The organism is Streptomyces sp. NPDC045678 (genome assembly GCF_056432085.1).
In genome coordinates this window covers 428,807-450,072 of record NZ_JBWKJS010000009.1, presented here as the reverse complement: position 1 = coordinate 450,072, position 21,266 = coordinate 428,807, and the positions used below count along the sequence as shown (strand labels likewise).

General features: G+C 70.8%; 19 protein-coding genes. 4 read left to right on the top strand and 15 right to left on the bottom strand.

What is annotated here, in order from left to right; translation table 11 throughout:
- Positions 1-63: 63 nt before the first annotated feature.
- The 14 genes from hpnH to AC07DO_RS30855 form a co-directional block, all read right to left on the bottom strand.
- Complete coding sequence (gene hpnH / locus AC07DO_RS30920; RefSeq protein ID WP_479064099.1) at positions 64-1,086, bottom strand: adenosyl-hopene transferase HpnH; 1,023 nt, start codon at positions 1,084-1,086, stop codon at positions 64-66.
- Between the two features lie 5 nt (positions 1,087-1,091).
- Positions 1,092-1,745 carry a phosphorylase family protein gene (locus AC07DO_RS30915; protein WP_479064097.1) on the bottom strand — a complete coding sequence of 218 codons (654 nt, stop codon included), beginning with the start codon at positions 1,743-1,745 and terminating at the stop codon, positions 1,092-1,094.
- Positions 1,745-3,763 carry a squalene--hopene cyclase gene (gene shc / locus AC07DO_RS30910; protein ID WP_479064095.1) on the bottom strand — a complete coding sequence of 673 codons (2,019 nt, stop codon included), beginning with the start codon at positions 3,761-3,763 and terminating at the stop codon, positions 1,745-1,747. Before shc ends, AC07DO_RS30915 begins: the two co-directional genes overlap by 1 nt.
- Before the next feature lie 134 nt (positions 3,764-3,897).
- Positions 3,898-5,031 carry a polyprenyl synthetase family protein gene (locus AC07DO_RS30905; RefSeq protein ID WP_479064093.1) on the bottom strand — a complete coding sequence of 378 codons (1,134 nt, stop codon included), beginning with the start codon at positions 5,029-5,031 and terminating at the stop codon, positions 3,898-3,900.
- Positions 5,028-6,437 (bottom strand): hydroxysqualene dehydroxylase HpnE, encoded by a 1,410-nt coding sequence (gene hpnE, locus AC07DO_RS30900; protein WP_479064225.1) that lies wholly within the window; start codon positions 6,435-6,437, stop codon positions 5,028-5,030. The genes AC07DO_RS30905 and hpnE overlap by 4 nt, the downstream gene beginning before the upstream one ends.
- A 124-nt stretch (positions 6,438-6,561) precedes the next feature.
- Complete coding sequence (gene hpnD, locus AC07DO_RS30895) at positions 6,562-7,512, bottom strand: presqualene diphosphate synthase HpnD (RefSeq protein WP_479064091.1); 951 nt, start codon at positions 7,510-7,512, stop codon at positions 6,562-6,564.
- Positions 7,509-8,405: a squalene synthase HpnC gene (hpnC, locus tag AC07DO_RS30890; RefSeq protein WP_479064089.1), complete on the bottom strand. Its 897-nt coding sequence runs from the start codon at positions 8,403-8,405 to the stop codon at positions 7,509-7,511. The genes hpnD and hpnC overlap by 4 nt, the downstream gene beginning before the upstream one ends.
- Before the next feature lie 346 nt (positions 8,406-8,751).
- Complete coding sequence (locus tag AC07DO_RS30885; RefSeq protein ID WP_190415681.1) at positions 8,752-9,558, bottom strand: ABC transporter ATP-binding protein; 807 nt, start codon at positions 9,556-9,558, stop codon at positions 8,752-8,754.
- Positions 9,551-10,498 (bottom strand): ABC transporter permease, encoded by a 948-nt coding sequence (locus AC07DO_RS30880; protein ID WP_479064086.1) that lies wholly within the window; start codon positions 10,496-10,498, stop codon positions 9,551-9,553. Before AC07DO_RS30880 ends, AC07DO_RS30885 begins: the two co-directional genes overlap by 8 nt.
- A gap of 96 nt (positions 10,499-10,594) precedes the next feature.
- Positions 10,595-11,476, bottom strand: a complete 882-nt coding sequence (locus AC07DO_RS30875) for a glycosyltransferase family 2 protein (RefSeq protein WP_479064223.1) — start codon at positions 11,474-11,476, stop codon at positions 10,595-10,597.
- A gap of 35 nt (positions 11,477-11,511) precedes the next feature.
- Positions 11,512-12,291, bottom strand: a complete 780-nt coding sequence (locus AC07DO_RS30870; RefSeq protein WP_150187310.1) for a CDP-alcohol phosphatidyltransferase family protein — start codon at positions 12,289-12,291, stop codon at positions 11,512-11,514.
- Complete coding sequence (locus AC07DO_RS30865; protein ID WP_479064084.1) at positions 12,269-13,336, bottom strand: iron-containing alcohol dehydrogenase family protein; 1,068 nt, start codon at positions 13,334-13,336, stop codon at positions 12,269-12,271. The genes AC07DO_RS30870 and AC07DO_RS30865 overlap by 23 nt, the downstream gene beginning before the upstream one ends.
- Positions 13,324-14,061 (bottom strand): phosphocholine cytidylyltransferase family protein, encoded by a 738-nt coding sequence (locus AC07DO_RS30860; RefSeq protein WP_409234445.1) that lies wholly within the window; start codon positions 14,059-14,061, stop codon positions 13,324-13,326. The genes AC07DO_RS30865 and AC07DO_RS30860 overlap by 13 nt, the downstream gene beginning before the upstream one ends.
- Entirely contained in the window at positions 14,058-15,872 is a 1,815-nt protein-coding gene (locus tag AC07DO_RS30855) for a DUF5941 domain-containing protein (protein ID WP_479064221.1), read from the bottom strand. The genes AC07DO_RS30860 and AC07DO_RS30855 overlap by 4 nt, the downstream gene beginning before the upstream one ends.
- A 345-nt stretch (positions 15,873-16,217) precedes the next feature.
- Between AC07DO_RS30855 and galE the strand changes: the two genes are divergently transcribed.
- The 4 genes from galE to idi all read left to right on the top strand — a co-directional run bounded on the left by galE (position 16,218) and on the right by idi (position 20,658).
- Complete coding sequence (gene galE, locus AC07DO_RS30850; RefSeq protein WP_479064081.1) at positions 16,218-17,201, top strand: UDP-glucose 4-epimerase GalE; 984 nt, start codon at positions 16,218-16,220, stop codon at positions 17,199-17,201.
- A 176-nt stretch (positions 17,202-17,377) separates the two neighbouring features.
- Complete coding sequence (locus AC07DO_RS30845; protein ID WP_479064079.1) at positions 17,378-18,316, top strand: cation diffusion facilitator family transporter; 939 nt, start codon at positions 17,378-17,380, stop codon at positions 18,314-18,316.
- Between the two features lie 372 nt (positions 18,317-18,688).
- Positions 18,689-19,945: a GNAT family N-acetyltransferase gene (locus tag AC07DO_RS30840; RefSeq protein WP_479064077.1), complete on the top strand. Its 1,257-nt coding sequence runs from the start codon at positions 18,689-18,691 to the stop codon at positions 19,943-19,945.
- Between the two features lie 119 nt (positions 19,946-20,064).
- Entirely contained in the window at positions 20,065-20,658 is a 594-nt protein-coding gene (gene idi / locus AC07DO_RS30835; RefSeq protein ID WP_479064076.1) for an isopentenyl-diphosphate Delta-isomerase, read from the top strand.
- A gap of 19 nt (positions 20,659-20,677) precedes the next feature.
- Here idi and AC07DO_RS30830 read toward each other — a convergent pair whose 3' ends face one another.
- Positions 20,678-21,190: an ATP-binding protein gene (locus tag AC07DO_RS30830; protein WP_479064074.1), complete on the bottom strand. Its 513-nt coding sequence runs from the start codon at positions 21,188-21,190 to the stop codon at positions 20,678-20,680.
- Between the last annotated feature and the right edge of the window lie 76 nt (positions 21,191-21,266).

Sequence of the window (21,266 nt, the reverse complement as noted above, 5' to 3'; positions counted from 1 at the left end):
TTCTCGGCTCACGGTGAAGAGGGGCACCCCTGCCGGAGGCCCCTCGTCGGCCCGTTCATGACGTCACCCGCGGTTTCCGGAGACCGTCTCGCGGGCCGCGCGGATGGACTCCTTGAGGGAGCCCATGGTGGCGAGGACGGCGGTCGGTTCGTAGCCGCAGTGCGCCATGCAGTTGGCGCAGCGCGGGTCCTTGCCTCGGCCGTACTTGCTCCAGTCGGTCTCCTCGATGAGCTGGCGGTACGTGGGCACGTACCCGTCGCTCATCAGATAGCAGGGACGCTGCCAGCCGAAGAGGGAGTAGTTCGGGATGGCCCACGCGGTGCACGGGAAGTCCGCCTTGCCCTCCAGGAAGTCCAGGAAGAGCGGCGAGTGGTTGAGCCGCCAGCGCAGCCGGTTGCCGCCCGCGAAGGCCTTCTTGAAGAGCTCGCGGGTCTGCTCGACACCGAGGAAGTGCTCCTGGTCGGGCGCCTTCTCGTAGGCGTAGGCGGGGGACAGCATCATCTCGTCGACCTTCAGGTCGTCGTTGAGGAAATTCAGGACCTCGATGATGGTCTGCGGGGTGTCGGTGTTGAAGAACGTCGAATTGGTGGTGACCCGGAAGCCACGCTTCTTGGCCTCCTTGATGGCGGCGACGGCCTCGTCGAAGACACCTTCCTTCGCGACGGACTCGTCGTGCCGTTCCCGCATGCCGTCGATGTGCACGGCGAACGCGAAGTACGGCGAGGGCTGGAACTTCTCGATCTTCTTGCGCAGCAGCATGGCGTTGGTGCAGAGGAAGACGTACTTCTTCTTCGCCACCAACTGCCGCACGATCTCGTCGATCTGAGGGTGCATCAGCGGCTCGCCGCCGGCGATGGACACCATCGGGGCGCCGGATTCGAGGACGGCGCCGACGGCCTGGGCCACCGGCATGCGCTGCTTGAGCACTCCGGCCGGGTGCTGGATCTTCCCGCAGCCCTCGCACTTCAGGTTGCAGGCGAAGAGCGGTTCCAACTCGACGATCAGCGGAAACTTGTCGCGCTTGCGCAGCTTCTGTTCAAAGAGATACGTAGCGACCTTGATGGACTGGCGAAGCGGCATGGCCATCTGGCTCACCTCCGAGGGAGCAACGAAGAACGGTGCCATTCAAAGAAAGCGGGGAGCACGGCACGAAGAACACGGAAAGCTGATATTCCACCGCGCACCGTGCCGATGCGGACGAGTTCGTGCTGTGGGGCATCCACGACCACCCGGACGGCCGCAACGGGCCGCTGACCGGCGCGTACGGCGCTGTGCAGCGTCGCGGCGGACTCCATGTCCACGGCGATCGCGCCCGTGGCCAGGAGGGCGCCGCGCTCGGTTCCACGGACGACGTGGTCGGAGCCGGTGAGCGGTCCGGTGTGCACGGTGCGGCCGGGCACGGCCCGCACCAGCTCCTCGACCAGCAGCCCGGTTCCCGTGCAGGGGGTGCTGCCGCGCGCGTCCCTGGTCTCCTCGGCGACGACGAGGTCGCCGGGGTGCATGCCGGGGGCGAGTCCGGCGCAGAAGCCGGTGGCCAGTACGGCCGCGTCGCGCAGGGTGTGCTTCCCGAGCGCCCCGGTGACGGCGCGCTCGGCGTTCTTGGGGCCCATGCCGGTACGCAGCACGGTCATGTCTCCCGGCGCGCCCTTGCGGTCGCCGGTGCGCAGGGCGAAGTGTTCGATGCCGAGCGCGCAGGCGATCAGCAGAGGCACGGGGCCCGGCCGCGGGGCCGGGTTCCCGTCCATCAGCTCCCCTTGGCGGGGCGGGCGTCGGAGCCGCCCGCGAAGGGCTCTCCGTTGATGTACCTGCCGAGGGCGGTGAGCGGGAACACCTGCCGGTACAGGTGGTAGTTGATGGAGAAGTCCCAGGGGAAGCCGGTGCCGGTGAAGTACGGCTCGTCCCACGACCCGTCCGCGCGCTGCGCCTCGACGAGCCAGGCGATGCCCCGCTCCGTCGACTTCGCCTCGCTCTCTCCCGCCGACAGCAGAGCGAGCAGCGCCCACGCGGTCTGCGACGCGGACGACGTGCCGTGGCCGACCCAGCCCCGGTCGCGGTAGGAGCGCAGGTCCTCGCCCCAGCCCCCGTCGTCGTTCTGCACCGACTCGACCCACCGCACCGCTCGGCGGATCGCCGGGTGCGCGGCGGGCAGCCCGGCCGTGATCAGGGCGGGCACCACCGACCCGGTGCCGTAGATGTAGTTGACGCCCCAGCGTCCGAACCAGGCGCCGTTCTCCTCCTGTTCGGCGAGGAGCCACTCGATGCCGCGCCGGGTGCGCGGGTCGTGGGACTTCCCCTCGACGGCGAGCATCTCCACGACGTGTCCTGTGACGTCGGCGGACGGCGGGTCGATGACCTCGCCGAAGTCGCAGAACGGCAGCCGGTTGGGGAAGGGGCTGGTGTTGTCGACGTCGAAGGCGCCCCAGGCGCCGTTCTTCGACTGCATGCCGAGGTTCCAGCGGACCCCGCGGTCGATGGCGTTCTCCAGGCGGGCCTTGTCCGGGTGCGCGACCCGGCGCAGCGCGAGGGCGACCTCAGCGGTGTCGTCGATGTCGGGGTAGTTGTCGTTGTGGAACTCGAACGCCCAGCCGCCGGGCGTCAGGCCGGGCCTGCGCACCGACCAGTCGCCGGGGCGCACGATCTGCTCGCCGAGCATCCAGTCGGCGGCCTTGACCAACTGCGGGTGGTCCGCGGGCACTCCGGCGTCCGCGAGCGCGATCGTCGCCAAACAGGTGTCCCACACGGGCGACTGGCACGCCTCGATCATCCGGGAGCCGTCCTCGCGCCACACGGCGAACCGGTCGAGCGAGGCGAGCCCGGCCTTCAGGACGGGGTGGTCCAGGTCGTAGCCGAGCAGGTGCAGCGCGATGACGGAGTAGACGGCGGGCGGCTGGATCCCGCCCCAGCAGCCGTCGTTCTCCTGCCGCTCGATGATCCAGCGGGCCGCGCTGTTCATCGCGGCTCTGCGCAGCGGGCGCGGCGCGACCTTGTGGTAGACGTGCAGCGCCTTGTCGAGCCGCTGGAAGACACCGTCCCAACTCGCCACGGGGGCAAGGGGTTTGGTGGGGTTGGGAACGCGCGCGTCGGTGTGCAGTTCGTCCAGGGCGAACGGCGCGGGGCGCACGGGCCGCTTGGCGGACACGATGGTGAGCGGCACTATCGTCTGCCGCGCCCAGCAGCCGAAGTCGTAGATGTTGAGTGGGACCCACTTGGGGAAGTAGATGAGCTCCGGCGGGAGTTCGGGCAGGTCGTCCCACTTCCACCAGCCGAAGAGGGCGAGCCAGATCCGGGTGAAGACGCGGGCTTCCGCGATGCCGCCCCGGTCGCGGATCCACGCGGCGGCCTTCGCCATGTGCGCCTCGTCGGGCCGGTCGCCGGCCAGGCGCAGCGCGACGTACGCCTCGATGGTGGTGGAGAGTTCGCCGGGGCCGCCGAAGAACGTGGCCCAGGTGCCGTCGTCGCGCTGCTCGCCGCGGATGAAGAGCGCGGCGGCGCGCGTGGTGTCCTCGTCCCGGATCCCGAGGAACTGCCGCAGGAGGAGGTCCTCGGCGTCCATGGTCACATTGGTCTCGAGGTCGCCCTTCCACCAGCCTTCGGGGTCCTGCCGGGCGAGCAGGAAGTCCGTGGAGCGCCGCATGGCGCGCGCGGCGGCCTCGCGAGGGCCTGTCGCGGTCGTATCGGTCAGGTCGTCGGGTTCGGTGGGCCGGCTGGCCGAGGCTGCGCGGGGCGTGGCCGCTCCGGTGCTTCCGTCGGTCGTCGCTGTCATGGCTTCCCCTTCGTGCAGTGCGGTGGCTACGTCTGCTGTGGGTCCGCCGTCGGCCGACGCGTCACGCCGGCCGGCGACTGCCTGTGGGTCCGGGGGTCTCCCCCCGGATCACCCGGATATCCGCGCGATAGTGATCATCTCTCTCGTACGACGACGAAGTCGGCGAGCGCGACGAGCTGCGCCCGGATACGGTCCGGCATCTGGACGTGGTCCAGGGCCTCGATGGCGATGGCGTGCTGGCGCCTGGCCTCCTTGGCGGTCCACTCACGGCCGCCCGCCTCCTCGATGAGGGCGGCACGCGCGGCGAACTCGTCCTCGGAGAAGTTCTCGAAGTCGCTGCTCTTGGAGTCGGCGGTGAGCAGCTCACCGAGCCGCTCGGACGCGGGCCCGCCCGCGGCCAGGGCGGCCACCACGGGCAGCGACTTCTTGCGCTGGCGCAGATCGCTCCACGTCTGCTTGCCGGTGGCCTCCGGGTCGCCCCAGATGCCGAGCAGGTCGTCCACGGCCTGGAAGGCGAGGCCGAGGTGGTACCCGTACTTCTCCAGGGTGTCGGCGGTGTGGTCGTCCGCGCCGCCGAGGACGGCGCCGATGGAGACCGAGCAGGCGAGCAGGGCGCCGGTCTTCTTGCCCTCCATCTCCAGGCACTCCTCGACGGTGACCCGGTCGCGGTGCTCGTAGCTGATGTCCTGGGCCTGGCCGTCGATCAGTGCGCGGGTGGCGGTGATGAGGCGGCGGGTGGCGCGGCCCGCCTCGACGGTGCCGAGTTCGAGGAGGATCTCGTTGCCGAGCGCGAAGAGGGCGTCGCCGACGAGGATGGCCTGCGCGGGGCCGTGCACCTTCCACACGGTGTCGCGGTGGCGGCGCTGCTCGTCGCCGTCCATCAGGTCGTCGTGCAGCAGTGAGAAGTTGTGCACGAGTTCCACGGCGACCGCGCCGGGGACTCCGATCTCGGGGGCCGCGCCCGCGACCTCGGCGGAGAGCAGGGCGAGCGCGGGACGCACCGCCTTGCCGCCGTCGCCGTCGGAGGGGTTGCCCTCCGCGTCGATCCATCCGAAGTGGTAGGCGGCCACGGTGTCCATGGGCGGTGCGAGACGGTCCACCGCGGCCCGCAGCACCGGGGTGGCCAGCGTCCTTCCTTGCTCGAGCAGTGAGGTCACGTCCACCGTGTCGGCAGCCGTTTTCTCGGCCGAGGGCACAGTCGGCACAGTTTCTCCTCTTGTTCCGGTGCTGTTTCGCTGGGGACCTGACCCCAGAAGGTCGAGCTTCACGCCGCCGCCTCCTCGAATGCGAAGAGGTGATCACGGGGGCGGTCGAGGGTGGAGAGGGCGGCTTCGGCCGCGCTGATGCCGCTGCGTACGGCGCTCTCCATGGTCGCGGGCCAGCCGGTGGCGGTCCACGCGCCCGCGAGGTACAGGCCGCGGGCCTTGGTGCGGGCGCCGGGGCGGAGCCTGCCGACACCGGGGGTGGGCGCGAAGGTCGCCGTGCGCTCGCGGGTGACGAAGAAGTCCCGTACCTCGGCGCCGTGCGCGGCGGGCAGCAGCCGCTCGAGCTCGGGGAGATAGCGCTCTCGCAGGGCGGCGACGGGCGCGTCGATCTCGTCGTGCGCGATCGACTGCGAGAGCGCGAGGTACTGCCCTTCGGTCAGTCCGGAGGCCTCGGTCCGGTCGAAGACCCACTGCACGGGTGTGCCGATGGCGGCGAAGAACGGCCGCTTCAGCACCTTCCTGTCGTACACGACGTGGATGTTCAGGATCGGCGCGGTGTCGATGTCGAGCAGCCGGTCGGGCTGGTCGAGGGCGCCCTCGGGGAGGAGGTCGTGCGTCTCGTGCTGCGGCACGGCGAGCACGACGGTTTCCGCCTCGATGGTCTCGCCGGGAACCTCAACGCGCCAACCGCCGTTGTCCGTACGGGAGATGGAGGTGACGCGTGCCTTTAGTTCCGTACGTACTCCCGCTGCGTCGAGCGCCTTGCGGGCCAGTGTGTCGTGCAGGTCACCGAGGGGCACCCGGGCCCAGCCGATGTCGGCGGCGCCCGGTTCGGAGAGCAGCCCGGTCTTGAACACCATCGCGGCGAGCCCGAGTGAGGCGTCGCTCGCGGAGGCGTTGAGTGTCGCGACGCCCACGAGGTCCCAGAGGGCCTCGATGGCGCGCGCCGACTGACCATTCCTGGCGAGCCAGCTGCCGAAGTTCTGGCCGTCGAGCACGGGGTCGGCCGGGTCGAGCCCCTTGAGGGCGAGCGCCGCGCGGCCCACCTTGGCGCGTTCGGCGACCGACAGATGGGGGTAGGTGGCGAGGCTCGCGGCGAGGTGCAGCGGCACGGGGAGCGCGGTGCGCCTGAGGCGCCCGAGCCGGTTGCGGCCCGCGTCGAGGACGGGCACGTCGAGACGTTCCTGCACGGGTGCGAGGTGCGCGCCGTCGATGCGGTCGAGGAACCATCGGTAGGCGGTGCAGCAGCGCAGATAGACGTGCTGGCCGTTGTCGACGGTCAGCGCGCCGCGCTGAAAGGAGAACGCGAGCCCGCCGAGTCGCGGCCGTCCTTCGAGCAGCGTCACGCGCAGGCCCGCGTCGGCGAGCGCGAGCGCGGTGGTGATGCCCGCGAGGCCGCCGCCGACCACCACGGCGGCCGCCCCTGCGGAGCGGCCTTCGGCGTCCTCGGTCAGCCCCTCGGGCTGCATGTCTTCCCTCGTCATGCACCCACCCCTTCGGCCGTTGCAGTCTGGGACGCGACCTGGGAGCGGAGGGTTGCCCGCCGCTTTGCGAACGCTGTCCCAACTGCCCCACGATCGCTCCGGATGCGCATCACACGCGCCTCCGGACGGTCTGTCGTGACACGTTCCGCGCGTCGAGACCGGACAGTCCACGCACGGCGACGTACGCCTTCTCGCGCCCGGGGAGCGAGACGCGGCCACGCAGGACCGCTTCCGGCTCCCGCTCGATGCGGTCCAGGAGGCGGCGGTAGATGCCGGCCATGGCGGCCACGCAGGCGCCGCTTCGCCGGTCCAGCATGGGAAGCAGGCGGTAGCCCTCGGTGAACAGGGCCCGCGCACGGCGCACCTCGAAGTGGACGAGGCCCGCGAAGTCGGCTCCGGCGGGCGGCTCGGAGCCCGAGAACCCGGCCGAGCAGCCGAACTTGGCGAGGTCGTCGGCGGGCAGGTAGGTCCGCCCGTCCAGGGCGTCCTCGCGAACGTCCCGGAGAATGTTGGTCAGTTGGAGCGCGAGACCGAGCGTGTCGGCATACTCGGGCGCGCGCTCGGAGTGGAGCGCCCCCCGCTCCGTGCCGAACACCCCGAGCGAGAGCCGCCCGATGGCCCCGGCGACACAGCGGCAGTAGACCTTGAGGTCCTCCCACGTCTCGTACGTCTCACCGCGTACGTCCTTCAGGACGCCGTCGATGAGTTCGTCGAGGCCTTCCATGGGGATGGGGAAGCGCGCGGCGGCATGGCCGAGGGCGACCGCGACGGGGTCGGTGTCGTCCTCCCGCACTTCGCCCGCGCGGATCCGCGCGACCGTCGCACGGGTGTCGTCGAGCCTTCGCGCCTTGACGTCCGGGGGGAGCTCGCCGTCGCCGATGTCGTCGACCCGCCGGGAGAGGGCGTAGAGCGCGGACATCGCCCGGCGCTTGGGCGTCGGCAACAGCCTGATGCCGTACGCGAAGTTGCGGGCCTGCCGGCCGGTCACGGCCTCGCAGTAGCTGTACGCGGCGAGCACCGACGCGGATACGTGCGGATCCGACTCCACGGCCCGGCTCACCTCTCTCCTCGCAGAACTGCACCCGTCTCACGCAGCAGGCGCGGCTTGGTCGGCTTGGGCGCTCCGGGCAGGACGTCGTAACCGGCGGTGACGATCGCCCGGGCGGCTGCCCTCCCTCCTGCCACGAACCCGGCCAGCAGCAGCTTCAGCCTGCCGTGGACGCTACCCACCAGGGGGGTGCCTTCATTCAGCAGGGCGCGGGCGCGTTCCACTTCGAATGCGACCAGCGCGCGCGCCGACGCGCCCGCTGTCGGCAGGGCCAGATCTGACTCACTCACGTGGAACCGCTTCATGTCCTCGACAGGCAGATAGATGCGGCCGCGCCGCAGGTCTTCGGCGACGTCCTGGATGTGCTCGACGATCTGCAGGCCGGTGCAGACGGCGTCCGAGCGGCGGACGCGCTCGGGGGTCTCCGTCCCCGTGATGGCCAGGACGAGACGGCCGATGGGATTGGCGGAGAGCGCGCAGTACGCGACGAGGTCGTCGTACGTCTCGTAGCGCGTGATGACCTGGTCCTGGCGGTTGGCCTCGATCAGGTCCAGGAAGGGGGCGGCCGTCAGGGTTCCGCGCTCGGCGGCCGGCCGCAGCGCCCGCACCAGCGGGTGGCCGGGCTCGGTGCCGGCGAAGACCCTGTCCAGGTCGGCCGCGACGGCGTCGAGGAGCGGCAGCGGATCGTCCGTGCCGGCGTCGAGCCCGAGGTGGCGGGCGTGGCCGGCGCCGGGGGCCAGGTCGCCGTCGCCGATGTCGTCGATGAGGCGGACGACGCCGTAGACGGCCATGAGGTCGTCGCGCCAGGCCCGGGGCAGGAAGAAGGGCGCGACCGGGAAGTTCTCGTCCGCGGCCTTGGCGAGGACGGCGGAAGCATCGCGGAGCTGGAGATCATCCGTAGCCATTGCCGTCACATCTCCCGTTCTACACTGCCGACCCAATACATCCTATTTCGGACACGCCGCCCGGCTCTCTCCGAGGTGGGCCGTACTCCGAAGCGGGGCACCGCGCGATATCGCCCCACTTGCCGCGAATCAGCACCTGTACAGCTTACGTTGTACAACCCAACACGCATCGTCGGGGTGTTCGGCGCATCACAACAACACACCGATTGGCGTCAATCTTCCTTTGCCGACGGCGAGTTGAGGGGACCGAGTGACCCTGGGGACACCATGTCACGACAGTGCCCCGCCGGGCTCCTCCCGGCGGGGCACTGATGCCGAACGGGTGTTCCCCCGTGGCTCGATCGGGCTACTTGCCCGTGAACTTCTCGTATTCCTTTATGACCTCGTCGGTCGGACCGTCCATGCGCAGCTCACCGCGCTCCAGCCACAGCACGCGGTCGCACGTGTCGCGGATCGACTTGTTGTTGTGGCTGACCAGGAAGACCGTGCCGGCCTCCTTGCGGAGCTCGCGGATGCGGGCTTCGGAGCGCTTCTGGAACTTGCGGTCGCCGGTGGCCAGGGCCTCGTCGATCATCAGGACGTCGTGGTCCTTGGCCGCCGCGATGGAGAACCGCAGGCGGGCCGCCATGCCGGAGGAGTAGGTGCGCATCGGAAGGGTGATGAAGTCGCCCTTCTCGTTGATCCCCGAGAAGTCGACGATCTCCTGGTAGCGCTCCCGGATCTGCTCGCGGGACATGCCCATCGCGAGCCCGCCGAGAATGACGTTGCGCTCGCCCGTCAGATCGTTCATCAGGGCCGCGTTGACGCCGAGCAGCGAGGGCTGGCCGTCGGTGTAGACCTTGCCCTTCTCGGCGGGGAGCAGGCCCGCGATGGCGCGGAGCAGGGTGGATTTGCCGGAGCCGTTGGAGCCGATGAGGCCGATGGCCTCGCCTCGGTAGGCGGTGAAGCTGACGCCTCGCACCGCGTGCACCTTGCGCACCCCGCGCTCCTCGCCGCGCCTGAGCATCCGGCTCAGGGCGGAGGTGGCGCTGCCCTTGCCCGTCTTCGCGCCGTTGACGCGGTAGACGATGTGCAGCTCGTCGGCGATGACGGTGGGGATGTGCCCCTTGCCGGCGTTCGCGTCGCCCTTCTCGGGCGTCTTGTCGTCAGCCACGGCCGTACCGCTCCTCCGCCTTCCAGAAGTACACGAAACCGACCGCACCGAGCACCACGGCCCAGCCGACCGCGAAGGCCCACACGTGCGGCGGCAGGTAGGAGGAGTCGTACTTGTCGATCAGGGCGAAGCGGATCAGGTCCATGTAGATGGAGGCCGGATTCCACTGGAGCACGTCCCCGACCCAGCCGGGCACGTCCTCCTTGGTCGCGAGCATCGCGGGGATGCTGAACATGACGCCCGAGGCGTACATCCAGGTCCGCATCACGAACGGCATGAGCTGCGCCAGGTCGGGCGTCTTGCTGCCCATCCTGGCGAAGATCAGCGCGAGACCCATGTTGAAGACGAACTGCAGGACCAGCGCGGGCAGGACGAGCAGCCAGGACAGAGCGGGGAAGATCCCGAACGCGCACATGATCACGACGAGCACGATCATCGAGAAGAGCAGCTGCTGGAGCTGCTGCAGCGCGAAGGAGATCGGCAGCGAGGCCCGCGGGAAGTGCAGGGCCCTGACCAGGCCGAGGTTGCCGGAGATCGCCCGCACGCCCGCCATGACCGAGCTCTGCGTGAACGTGAAGACGAAGACGCCCGTCACCAGGAACGGCACGTAGATCTCGTGCGGGATGCCCTCCCGGGCGCCGAGCAGCAGCCCGAAGATGAAGAAGTAGACCGCCGCGTTCAGCAGCGGCGTGGCCACCTGCCACAGCTGGCCGAGCTTGGCCTGGCTGTACTGGGCGGTCAGCTTCGCCTGGGAGAAGGCAAGGATGAAGTGGCGCCGTCCCCAGAGCTGGCGGACGTACTCGAAAAGTCCGGGGCGGGCGCCGCTGACGGTCAGACCGTACTTGGCGGCGAGTTCGGCCCGGGAGAGCCCGTCATCGGGCGACGGGGTCGACGGCGACGCAGTCACCGCGACCCCGCCGTCATGCGTTGTCTCACTCACGAGTGGAAACTTTCGTCTTCGAAAAGCGCAGCCGGTCGGGCGTAGGCGTGGGCCAGGGACCGGGGTATGGCCCGAATGCTCTCAGACCCGAGCTTGTCAGATGACGGGAGGTCGGCCCAGTCGGGTCAGCCGCCACACCGTACGCCACTTCATGGGCCTGCGAGGCCCGCAGGGCGTGGTCCAGCCCTCCTTGAAGCCGCCGAACCAGGCCTTGAGGGCCGGGCCCGAGGGGCGTCGGGCGAGGGTGAGGAGCATCCAGACACCGAGGTAGACCGGGACCAGCGGCGCGGGGAGGTTGCGACGGGCCAGCCAGACGCGGTTGCGGGCCACCATCCGGTGGTAGACCGCGTGCCGCGAGGGGGCCGTCGTGGGGTGGAGAAGCACCATGTCGGAGCGGTAGTCGATCATCCAGCCCGCGTTGAGCGCCCGCCAGGCGAGGTCGGTCTCCTCATGGGCGTAGAAGAACTCGCCGGGCAGCCCGCCCACCTCGGCGAGGACCTTCGTGCGGACCGCGTTGGCGCCGCCGAGGAAGGTCGTCACGCGCGAGGAGCGCATCGGGTCGGAGGCCCGCAGCCGCGGCACGTGACGCCGCTGGGTCTCCCCCGTGTCCGGGTCGGCGATGCGGAAGCTGATGATGCCGAGCTCCGGGTCGGCGGCGAACGCCTCGCGGCACAGCCGCGCCGTGTCCAGGGTGGCGAGCAGGCCGTCGTCGTCCAGGAAGAGCAGGATGTCGACGTCGGTGCCGCCGGGGCCGAAGGCCTCGATGCCGACGTTGCGGCCGCCGGGAATGCCGAGGTTCTCCGGCAGCTCCACGGTGCGTACGACCGACGAGGACTCCGCGACCTCGGGCACGGGGGCGCCGTTGCCGACCACGACCACCTCGACCGGGTCGCCCTCCTGCTTGGCGACCGAGTCGAGGAGGGCACGCAGCTCCTGCGGCCGGTTGCCCATCGTGATGATGACGGCGCCGACCTTCAGCTTCTCCGCCGAAGCGCTCGGGGTGCTCGGGGTGCTCACTTCAACCTGCTCGATACGAGGATGGACACGAGGTGCAGCAGGGTCTGCAGCATCGCGATGCCCGCGAGCACCGCCACACCGAGGCGCGAGAAGAACAGGTCGCCGCGCGCCTGGTCGACGAACGCGATGACGAGGATCAGCAGGGACGCCTCGACCCCGAGGATGAGCCGGTGGAACTTCAGCGCGGCGGCGGCCCTGCGGGCCAGCGCCATGCCCGAGGAGCGCGGCTCGGCCGCCGACTCCTTGACCGGCTCCTTGCCCGTCTGGTGCCGGGCGACGCCGACGAGGTCGGTCTCGGCCTTGATCAGGATCGCGCCGAGCGCGGCCAGGGTGCCGAGGAAGGCCCACAGCCAGTCGATGCGTCCCGAGCCCCATATGTCGGCGGCGCGCAGACCGAAGCCGACCAGGACCGCGGCGTCGCACAGGTAGGCGGCGACCCGGTCCAGGTAGACACCGGCCATCGAGTACTGCTTCTTCCAGCGGGCGATCTCGCCGTCCACGCAGTCGAGCAGCAGGTAGAGCTGGACCGCGACCACGCCGAGCACGGCGCCCGTGATGCCGGGCACCAGAAGGGCCGGGGCGGCGAGGGCGCCGGCGACGGTCATCACGTAGGTCAGCTGGTTGGGCGTGACCCGCGTGTTCACCAGGTGCCGGTCGATGCGCAAGGAGACCTCGCGCATGTAGAGCCGGCCGGCCCAGTGTTCGCCGCTGCGCCGGTCCTTCACCCCCGGGGGGTGAACAACCGGACGGAGCTCAGCTACCGATGGCTTTTGCATAGTCGGCGTATGCGTCCCTGATCTGGTCGGTGGACAGGTCGAGGTGTTCGAGGATCGTGTAGCGGCCCGGACGGGTCTGCGGAGCGAACTCCACGACCTTCACGAACTCGTCCACGGTGAAGCCGATCTCCTCCGGCAGCACCGGCAGGCCGTGGCGGCGCAGCACCTGCGCCATGAACGCCGACTCCTCGCGGGCACCGCGCAGGTGCATCGCGAAGGCCGCGCCCAGGCCGCACTGCTCGCCGTGGCTGGCGGCGCGCTTGGGGTAGAGGAGGTCGAAGGCGTGGTTGATCTCGTGGCAGGCGCCGGACGCCGGGCGGGAGTCGCCCGAGATCGACATGGCGATGCCGGTGAGGACCAGACCCTCGGCGAGGACCTGGAGGAAGCCGTCGTCGCCGACCCCGCCGGGGTGGCGGAGCACGGCCTCGCCGGCCTGGCGGGCCATGGCGGCCGCGAGGCCGTCGATGTCCTCGCCGCGCTCGCGGGCGGCGAGCTCCCAGTCGCGGATCGCGGAGATGTTGGACAGCGCGTCGCCGATGCCGGAGCGGACGAAACGGACGGGCGCCTCACGGATCACATCGAGGTCGATGACGACCGCGATGGGGTTCGGCACGCCGTACGAGCCGCGGCCCGCGTCGTTGTCGAGCGTCGCGACCGGCGAGCAGAGGCCGTCGTGCGACAGGTTCGTCGCGACGGCGACCAGCGGCAGACCCACGCGCGCCGCGGCGAACTTGGCGCAGTCGATGATCTTGCCGCCGCCGAGGCCGACGATCGCGTCGTAACGGCCCGACTTCCTGATGTCCTCACCGAGCTTGATGGCGTCGTCGAGCGTGCCGCCACCGACCTCGAACCACTCCGCGCCGCCCAGCGAGGGCATCAGCCGCTCGCGGAGCACCGCGCCCGAGCCGCCGCTGATGGCGATGGCGAGCTTGCCGGTCGACGAGCAGATCCGCTGGTCGGCGAGGACACCGGCCAGGTCGTCGAGCGCCCCCGGCCGGATGTCGACGACGACCGGCGAGGGGATGAGCCTCGTCAGTACTGGCACGCGATCTCCCGGCCCTTGGCGAGGTCGTCGTGGTTGTCGATCTCGACCCACTTGACGTCGCCGATTGGGGCCACGTCGACCTTGAAGCCGCGGTTGACGAGCTCCTGGTAGCCGTCCTCGTAGTAGAGGTCGGGGTCGCGCTCGAAGGTGGTCTTCAGGGCGTCGGCGAGCTCGTCGGCGGCGGAGCCCTCGATGAGGGTGACGCCGATGTACTCACCGGTGGCCGTCGCCGGGTCCATCAGCTTCGTGATCTTCTGGACGCCCTTGGCGTCGTCCACGATGACCTTCATCTCCTCGTCGGCGAGCTGCTTCACCGTGTCGAGGGCGAGGATGATCTTCTGGCCGTTGCCGCGGGCGGCGAGCAGCGTCTTCTCGACGGAGACCGGGTGCACGGTGTCGCCGTTGGCGAGGATCACGTCGTGCTTGATGGCGTCACGCCCGCACCACAGGGAGTAGGCGTTGTTCCACTCCTCGGCCTTGTCGTTGTCGATCAGGGTCAGCTTGAGGCCGTACTTCGCCTCCAGAGCCGCCTTGCGCTCGTAGACGGCCTCCTTCTTGTAGCCGACGATGATCGCGACCTCGGTGAGACCGATCTCGGCGAAGTTGCCGAGCGTCAGGTCGAGGATGGTGGTCTCACCATCGACGGGCACCAGGGCCTTGGGCAGGGTGTCCGTGTAGGGACGCAGACGCCGTCCGGCGCCTGCCGCAAGGACGAGGCCGATCATGCGGGTTCTCCTTCATCGTGTACGGCGGGTGCGCCCTTTTTCTCGGCGGCGACCCAGAAGCGGATGCTCTCGACGAGCACCACGAGTGCCACGGCCACGGCGAGTGCCGTGAGCGCGACGGTGAAATCGGTGGTGGACAGCACGGTGGCGGCCAGCGCGACCACGAGGGTCCTGCCTTCTTGGCCGCCGATCGCCCGCACCAGCCGGCGCGGGGGCGCACCGGCGCCGCCCTTGATGCGGTACACCGTGTCGTAGTGATGGTAGGCGACCGCCGACACCAGCCCGAAAGCCGCGGGCAGCGCCCCGTTCACATCGGCCCTGGCCGCCAGTACCAGGATCGTGCCGTACTCGGCGGCACGGAAGAACGGCGGCACCAGCCAGTCCAGGGGGGCCTTGAGCGGTCGTGCGAGCGCGAGGCCGGACAGGACGACGTACACGACCGCGGCGACGACGACCCACGGGCTGCCGTAGGAGGTGAAGGCGGCGACCGCGACGACCGCTGCGCCGCCGAGGAAGGCGAGCACGGGTGCGGGCAGGAAGCGCCCGCGTCGGCCGAGGGCGGTGAAGGACGAGGCGAGGGTGCCGTTGTCGGCGAGGTCGTCGAGTGCCCGGGCCGCGCGGTCGGTGCGGGTCGCCTTGCGGGTCAGCGAGCGCAGGACGCGTCCGGCGGTCGTGTAGCAGGCGGCGAGCGCGCAGCCGATGATCAGGACGACGAGGGTGATGCGCGGGGTGGTGACCGCGGTGAGCACGGCGATCATCGCCCAGCGCTCGCCGATGGGCAGCACTATCATCCGGCGCGCCCAGACCGTCCACCCGACGCTGTCGAGCTTGTCCGAGAGGGCCGCGGTGGGGCTGGTGTTGGCGGTCGCGGCCGTGCTGTCGGAGTTCGCCTCGTTGAAGGAGAAGTCCACGACGTGGCGGCAGGTCTGCAGGACCATGGCGCCGAGCGCGAGGGCCCATACGTCGTCGCCGTCGGCGTTGGCCGCGCCGAGTGCGAGGCCCGCGTAGTAGGCGTACTCCTTGGCGCGGTCGAACGTCGCGTCCAGCCAGGCGCCGAGCGTCGAGTACTGGAGGGAGTAGCGGGCGAGCTGTCCGTCCGTGCAGTCGAGGACGAAGGAGAGGAGCAGCAGCACGCCCGCCGCGACGAAGCCGCCGCGCGTCCCGGTCGCCGCGCAGCCCGCCGCGATCAGGGCGGTGAGCAGCGAGGCGGTGGTGACCTGGTTCGGGGTGAGGCCCCGGCGGGCGCACCAGCGGGCGATGTAGCGCGAGTACGGGGAGATGCAGTACGTGGTGAAGAAGCCGTCCCGCGACTTCACCGCGGTGCGCAGGCGTACGGCTTCGTCGTCGACGGCGGCGACGGCCTGGCGTGCCTCGTTCCGCGCCTGCGGGTCGTCGGGCACGGTGGCGACGAGGGTGCCGAGGTCGGGGCGGTGGACGTCCGTCGCGCCGGACTCCATGGCCGTGGCGATGTCGTCGGGGAGCGCGTCGTGGGTGACGACCCCGCCCGTGGTGGTGGCGGTCGCCCGCAGCGCGCGCGTCAGCTCCGGGCGGGCCTCCGGCTTGGCCGCGACGGCGCCGGGCACCGCGGAGGCGGCGAAGCGGGGGTCGGTCAGGCCGAGGCGCAGCGCGTGGACGTGTCCGACGAAGCGTGCGTCGACGACCGCGACCCGCTGGTCGCCCGGCACGGCCGCGAGCAGCGACTCGGCGTCCGCCGCGTCGGAGGCGACCCGCACGTCGAAGCCGAGGGACCGCAGATCGCCTTCGAGCGGCGACCCGGGGACCGGCTGTCCGGTGAGGATGGCGGTCGACAGACGAACTCACTCCTTGAGTACCGGCGCGGCTCGCGCCGGGCACATGCGTAAGGGGAGCGCCCCCGGGCCCATGGCGGCCGGGCGGCACGTCGGCTGAGGCTATCGGATGAGGGGAAGCGGGCGTTCATCACCCGTTCACGCCCCGATCAGAGCCTGTGTCATCACCCCGGTCGGGGTGACACAGGCTCTCAGGGCGGCCTGCGAGGGCCTCGGCCTTCGCGATCATCATGGTGGATGGGGGGCCGCGCCCACAAACCGCGCCCCGGTCGTGCCCGGCTTGCCCGTATAGCGGCCACATGCCTGTGCGGAGCAGCCGTGGGGGGCGTTCGCTTAGGGTGGGCGCCCATGACATGGCTGATCACAGGCGGAGCGGGTTACATCGGGGCACATGTGGCGCGGGTCATGGCCGGTGCCGGGGAGGACGTCGTCGTCCTGGACGACGTCTCGTCGGGGGTTCCGCAGCGGCTGCCCGCGGACATGCCCCTCGTGAAGGGTTCCTCGCTGGACGGCGACCTGCTGCGCCGGGTCTTCGCCGAGTACGGCGTCACCGGTGTGGTGCATCTCGCGGCCCGCAAGCAGGTCGGGGAGTCGGTGGAGCGGCCGCTGCGCTACTACCGGGAGAACGTGGGCGGCCTCACGACGCTGCTCGAAGCGGTGGCCGAGGCCGGCGTCAGGCGCTTCGTGTTCTCCTCGTCGGCCGCGGTGTACGGCAATCCGCCGGACGCGGAGCTGGTGGGCGAGGACACGCCGTGCGTTCCCGTCAGCCCCTACGGCGAGACGAAGCTCGCCGGTGAGTGGCTGGTGCGGGCGGCCGGGCGGGCGCACGGCATCGGGACGGTGTGCCTGCGCTACTTCAACGTGGCGGGCGCCGAGGCGCCCGAGCTCGCGGACACCGGGGTCTTCAACGTGATCCCGATGGTCTTCGACCGGCTGCGGCGCGACGAGTCACCGCGGATCTTCGGCGACACGCACCCGACGCCGGACGGCACCTGCGTCCGTGACTATGTCCACGTCTCCGACCTCGCCGAGGCCCACCTCGCGGCGGCCCGCAGGCTCGCGGAGGGCGCGGAGGGCGATCTGACGGTGAACATCGGCCGGGGGCAGGGTGTTTCCGTACGCGAACTGATCACCGTCATCGGTGAGGTGAGCGGCGACGCCCGTCCCGTGCTCGTCGAGCCGGCCCGCGCGGGCGATGCGCCGCGTGCCGTGGCCGATGCCCGTCTCGCGGCGGCGGAGCTCGGCTGGACGGCTCGGCGCGGGGTGCGCGAGATGGTCGAGTCGGCGTGGGCGGGATGGTGTCTGCACCACCCGGACGCACGCCGCGGATGACCGGCCGCGCGCGCTGACCTGCGCCCGCTCCCCCAGTCGGCAACCGTTGCCATTTTCGCAGGTCAGCGCAGTGATAACGGTGTTCAGTGCCGCGTTGCCAGATACCCCCCACCCGTAGTTCACTGTGGGCGCGCGACCAGCGGACAGCACACCGACGACCGATGCGGGAGGGCCTCATGGGGGCTGGGCACGATCACGGACACCTGCACGGGGCCCCGGCGACGGGGACGGCGGCCAACGCCCACAAGGGGCGGCTCCGCATCGCCCTCACCATCACGATCACGATCATGCTGGCCCAGATCGTGGGCGGGCTCATGGCGGACTCGCTCGCGCTCGTCGCGGACTCGGCGCACATGGCGACGGACGCGCTGGGCCTCGGCATGGCCCTGCTCGCGATCCACTTCGCGAACAGGCCGCCGACCGAGAACCGCACCTTCGGCTACGCCCGGGCCGAGATACTCGCCGCGCTCGCCAACTGTCTGCTGCTGCTCGGCGTCGGCGGGTACGTCCTGTACGAGGCGGTCCAGCGGTTCGTCACCCCCGCGGAGACCGAGGGCGGCCTCGCCCTCTGGTTCGGCGTCTTCGGGCTGGTCGCGAACATGGTCTCGCTCTCGCTGCTCATGCGCGGCCAGCAGGAGAGCCTCAATGTCCGCGGCGCGTTCCTAGAGGTCGTCGCGGACACCCTCGGCTCGCTCACGGTCATCGTCGCCTCGGTCCTGATCATGCTCACGGGCTGGCAGGCCGCCGACCCGATCGCCTCGCTCATCATCGGCGTCATGATCGTCCCGCGTACGGTCAAGCTCCTCAAGGAGACCCTGAACGTCCTCCTGGAGTCGGCGCCCAAGGGCGTCGACATGGCGGAGGTGCGGGCGCACATCCTCGAACTGCCGGGCGTCGAGGAGGTCCACGATCTGCACGCCTGGACGATCACATCGGGCATGCCGGTCCTCTCCGCCCATGTCGTGGTGAGCCCCTGGGCCCTCGACGCGACCGGCCACGAGAAGATGCTGCACGAGCTCCAGGGCTGCCTCGGCGACCACTTCGACGTCGAGCACTGCACGTTCCAGCTGGAGCCGAGCGGCCACGCGGAGCACGAGGCGAAGCTCTGCCACTGAGACCCCGCCCGAGGGCGGCGACGAGAAGACGACCGCCACCGCACAGAGCGCGTCGACGGTCGACTGCATCTCGACCGACGAGAACGGCATCGGTCAAGTGGTGGTGGCGAACAGCTTCGCCGACGGGTAGCGGGCACCGATGGGCAGCGGGCACCACGGAGAGTGTTGCCGTCACGGACGGTGTTACAGTGGCCAGAGTTCTTGAGTCCTGAGGAGGTGGGTTGATGACTGTCGCGGTCTGCGCTGCTCCGCGCGGCGACACGTGCATCCCCACCCTTCGGACGCGCGTCTGACTTCTCGTACGGCACTCGTACTTTTCGGTACCTCTCCCGTACGCGCGGTCCGCGGGTCCTTCACTCAAGGATCTCCACGTTGACTGACAACGCTTCTGTTTCCCGTGCCTTCTTCGCCCTGCACCACGGGCTTCCGCGGCAGGGCCCCGGCTCCGACGACACCACCCGGCGGCTGCTCTCCTTCGCGGGTGCGCCGCACGGGCGGCCGCGCGTGCTCGACCTGGGCTGCGGTCCCGGCCGGTCCGCGCTCCTGCTCGCCGCCGAGGCCGGCGCCGAGGTGACCGCCGTCGACCTGCACGAGCCGTTCCTCGACGAGCTCAGGGCCGCGGCCGAGGCCCGCGGGCTCGCCGGGTCGGTCACCGCCGTCAACGCCGACATGGGCGAACTCCCCCATCCGGACGGTTCGTTCGACCTCGTCTGGGCGGAGAGCTCGGTCTACAGCATCGGCTTCGACACCGCGCTGCGCTCCTGGCGGCGCCTGCTCGCCCCCGGTGGCGCGCTCGTCCTCACCGAGTGCGAGTGGACGACCGCCGAGCCGTCCGCCGCCGCCCGCGCCTTCTGGGAGCGGCACTGCACGCTGCGTACCGGCGAGGAGAACGTCCGGGCGGCGACCCGCGCCGGGTACTCGGTGCTCGGCGTGCACCCGCAGCCCGAGTCCGACTGGGACGAGTACTACGGCCCGCTGGCCGCCCGCGCGGACGCGGCGGACCCGGGCGAGCCCGGTATGGCGGAGGCGCTCGCCGCCACCCGCGAAGAGCTCGCGATGCGGCGCGAGCATGGCGCCGAGTACGGCTACACCGGCTATGTGCTGCGGCCCGTGGACTCCTGGCCCACCCGCCCGGAGACCGCGGCCGACATCACCGCCGTGCACGCCGTGAACGCCGCCGCCTTCGAGACCGAGGCGGAGGCCGACCTGGTCGACACGCTGCGCACGGATCCGGAGGCGTGGCTTCCCGGTCTGTCGTACGTCGCCGAGGCGCCCGACGGTTCGGTGGCCGCGCACGCGCTGCTCACCCGCTGCCGGGTGGACGGGGCGCCCGCGCTGGCCCTCGCGCCCGTCGCCACCCTGCCCGAGCACCAGGGGACGGGTGCCGGTTCGGCGGTCGTGCGTGCCGTGCTCGACGCGGCACGCACGCGTGGGGAGCGGATCGTCCTCGTTCTGGGGCATCCCTCGTACTACCCGAGGTTCGGTTTCAAGCCCGCTTCCGGGTACGGAATCCGGCCGGGCTTCGAGGTCCCGGACGAGGCGATGATGGCTCTGGCCCTGCACGGATCCGACGATTCCGCACAACTGCCGCGGGGCATGATCACCTATCCGGCCGCCTTCGGAGTCTGACCCCTCTCCGCGCGTCCCGCCGCGCCCCGGTGCGGCGGGACATGCGGGTCCCCGAAGTGCCCGAGGTGTCCGGAACGTACGGCAGACTTGGGGTTCGAAGACCGAAGAGAAGGATGCGTATGCCGATCACACCTGCCACCGCGGCGAACAGCCCGTCGAACGGCACCGGAGAAGCGATCTTGCTCGAACTCGTCGACGAGGACGGCAGGACCATCGGCACAGCGGAGAAACTCTCCGCGCATCAAGCGCCCGGGCAGCTGCACCGGGCGTTCTCCGTCTTCCTCTTCGACGAACAGGGCCGTCTGCTGCTCCAGCAGCGCGCCCTCGGCAAGTACCACTCCCCCGGCGTCTGGTCGAACACGTGCTGCGGGCACCCCTACCCGGGCGAGGCCCCGTTCGCGGCCGCGGCCCGGCGCACGTACGAGGAGCTCGGGGTCTCGCCGTCGCTGCTCGCCGAGGCGGGCACGGTGCGCTACAACCACCCGGACCCGGAGTCGGGGCTCGTGGAGCAGGAGTTCAACCACCTGTTCGTGGGCATGGTGCAGTCCCCGCTGCGGCCCGACCCCACCGAGATCGGCGGCACCGCCTTCGTGACGGCGGCGGAGCTGGCCGAGCGGCACGAACGGGACCCGTTCTCCGCCTGGTTCATGACCGTGCTCGACGCGGCGCGGCCCGCGGTCAAGGAACTGACGGGCCCCTCCGCCGGCTGGTAGCCGACCGTCCGCCGGGCCGTCAGACGCCGTTGGGCTTCAGGGGCAGGGCCGCCCAGATGACCTTGCCCCCGCTCGCGGTGTGCTCGACGTCGCAGGCACCGCCCGCCTCGGCGGTGATCTCGCGTACGAGGAGGAGTCCACGCCCGCCCGTCTGCGCGTGGTCCGCCACCAGGGCGGTCGGGCGGTAGGGGTGGTTGTCCTCGACGGAGACGCGCACCCACTCGGCGCCGACGGCGACCTCCACCGCGAGCATGGGCGACAGCAGGGCCGCGTGGCGCACCGCGTTGGTCACCAGCTCGGAGACGATGAGCAGCAGCCCTTGTACGAGGTCGTCCGGCGCCGGTACGCCCTGCCGGGCCAGCAGGTCGCGCACCGCGTGCCGGGCCTGGGGCACGGAGGCGTCCACGGCAGGGGCGGTGAAGCGCCACACCCCCTCGTACGGCATCGGTCCGCCGCTCCGTGGGAGTGGGCACGGCGCTCTCCCGTCGTTCCCCATCGTCCGGTCGCCGCCCTCGCGCTCGATTGTCGCCACACCAAGAGTGTTGGGAACGCTCTGGTCGAGACCGCTCCACTGACCAGAAGTCAGCGACTATCGACGTGATTTGACC

Bases quoted from the DNA above. Each gene is read 5' to 3' on its own strand.
- hpnE (WP_479064225.1), bottom strand. From the start codon at position 6,437: ATGCAGCCCGAGGGGCTGACCGAGGACGCCGAAGGCCGCTCCGCAGGG.
- AC07DO_RS30845 (WP_479064079.1), top strand. From the start codon at position 17,378: ATGGGGGCTGGGCACGATCACGGACACCTGCACGGGGCCCCGGCGACG.
- AC07DO_RS30860 (WP_409234445.1), bottom strand. From the start codon at position 14,061: ATGATCGGCCTCGTCCTTGCGGCAGGCGCCGGACGGCGTCTGCGTCCC.
- galE (WP_479064081.1), top strand. From the start codon at position 16,218: ATGACATGGCTGATCACAGGCGGAGCGGGTTACATCGGGGCACATGTG.
- AC07DO_RS30870 (WP_150187310.1), bottom strand. From the start codon at position 12,291: ATGCAAAAGCCATCGGTAGCTGAGCTCCGTCCGGTTGTTCACCCCCCG.
- AC07DO_RS30915 (WP_479064097.1), bottom strand. From the start codon at position 1,745: ATGGACGGGAACCCGGCCCCGCGGCCGGGCCCCGTGCCTCTGCTGATC.
- shc (WP_479064095.1), bottom strand. From the start codon at position 3,763: ATGACAGCGACGACCGACGGAAGCACCGGAGCGGCCACGCCCCGCGCA.
- hpnH (WP_479064099.1), bottom strand. From the start codon at position 1,086: ATGGCCATGCCGCTTCGCCAGTCCATCAAGGTCGCTACGTATCTCTTT.
- idi (WP_479064076.1), top strand. From the start codon at position 20,065: ATGCCGATCACACCTGCCACCGCGGCGAACAGCCCGTCGAACGGCACC.
- hpnC (WP_479064089.1), bottom strand. From the start codon at position 8,405: ATGGCTACGGATGATCTCCAGCTCCGCGATGCTTCCGCCGTCCTCGCC.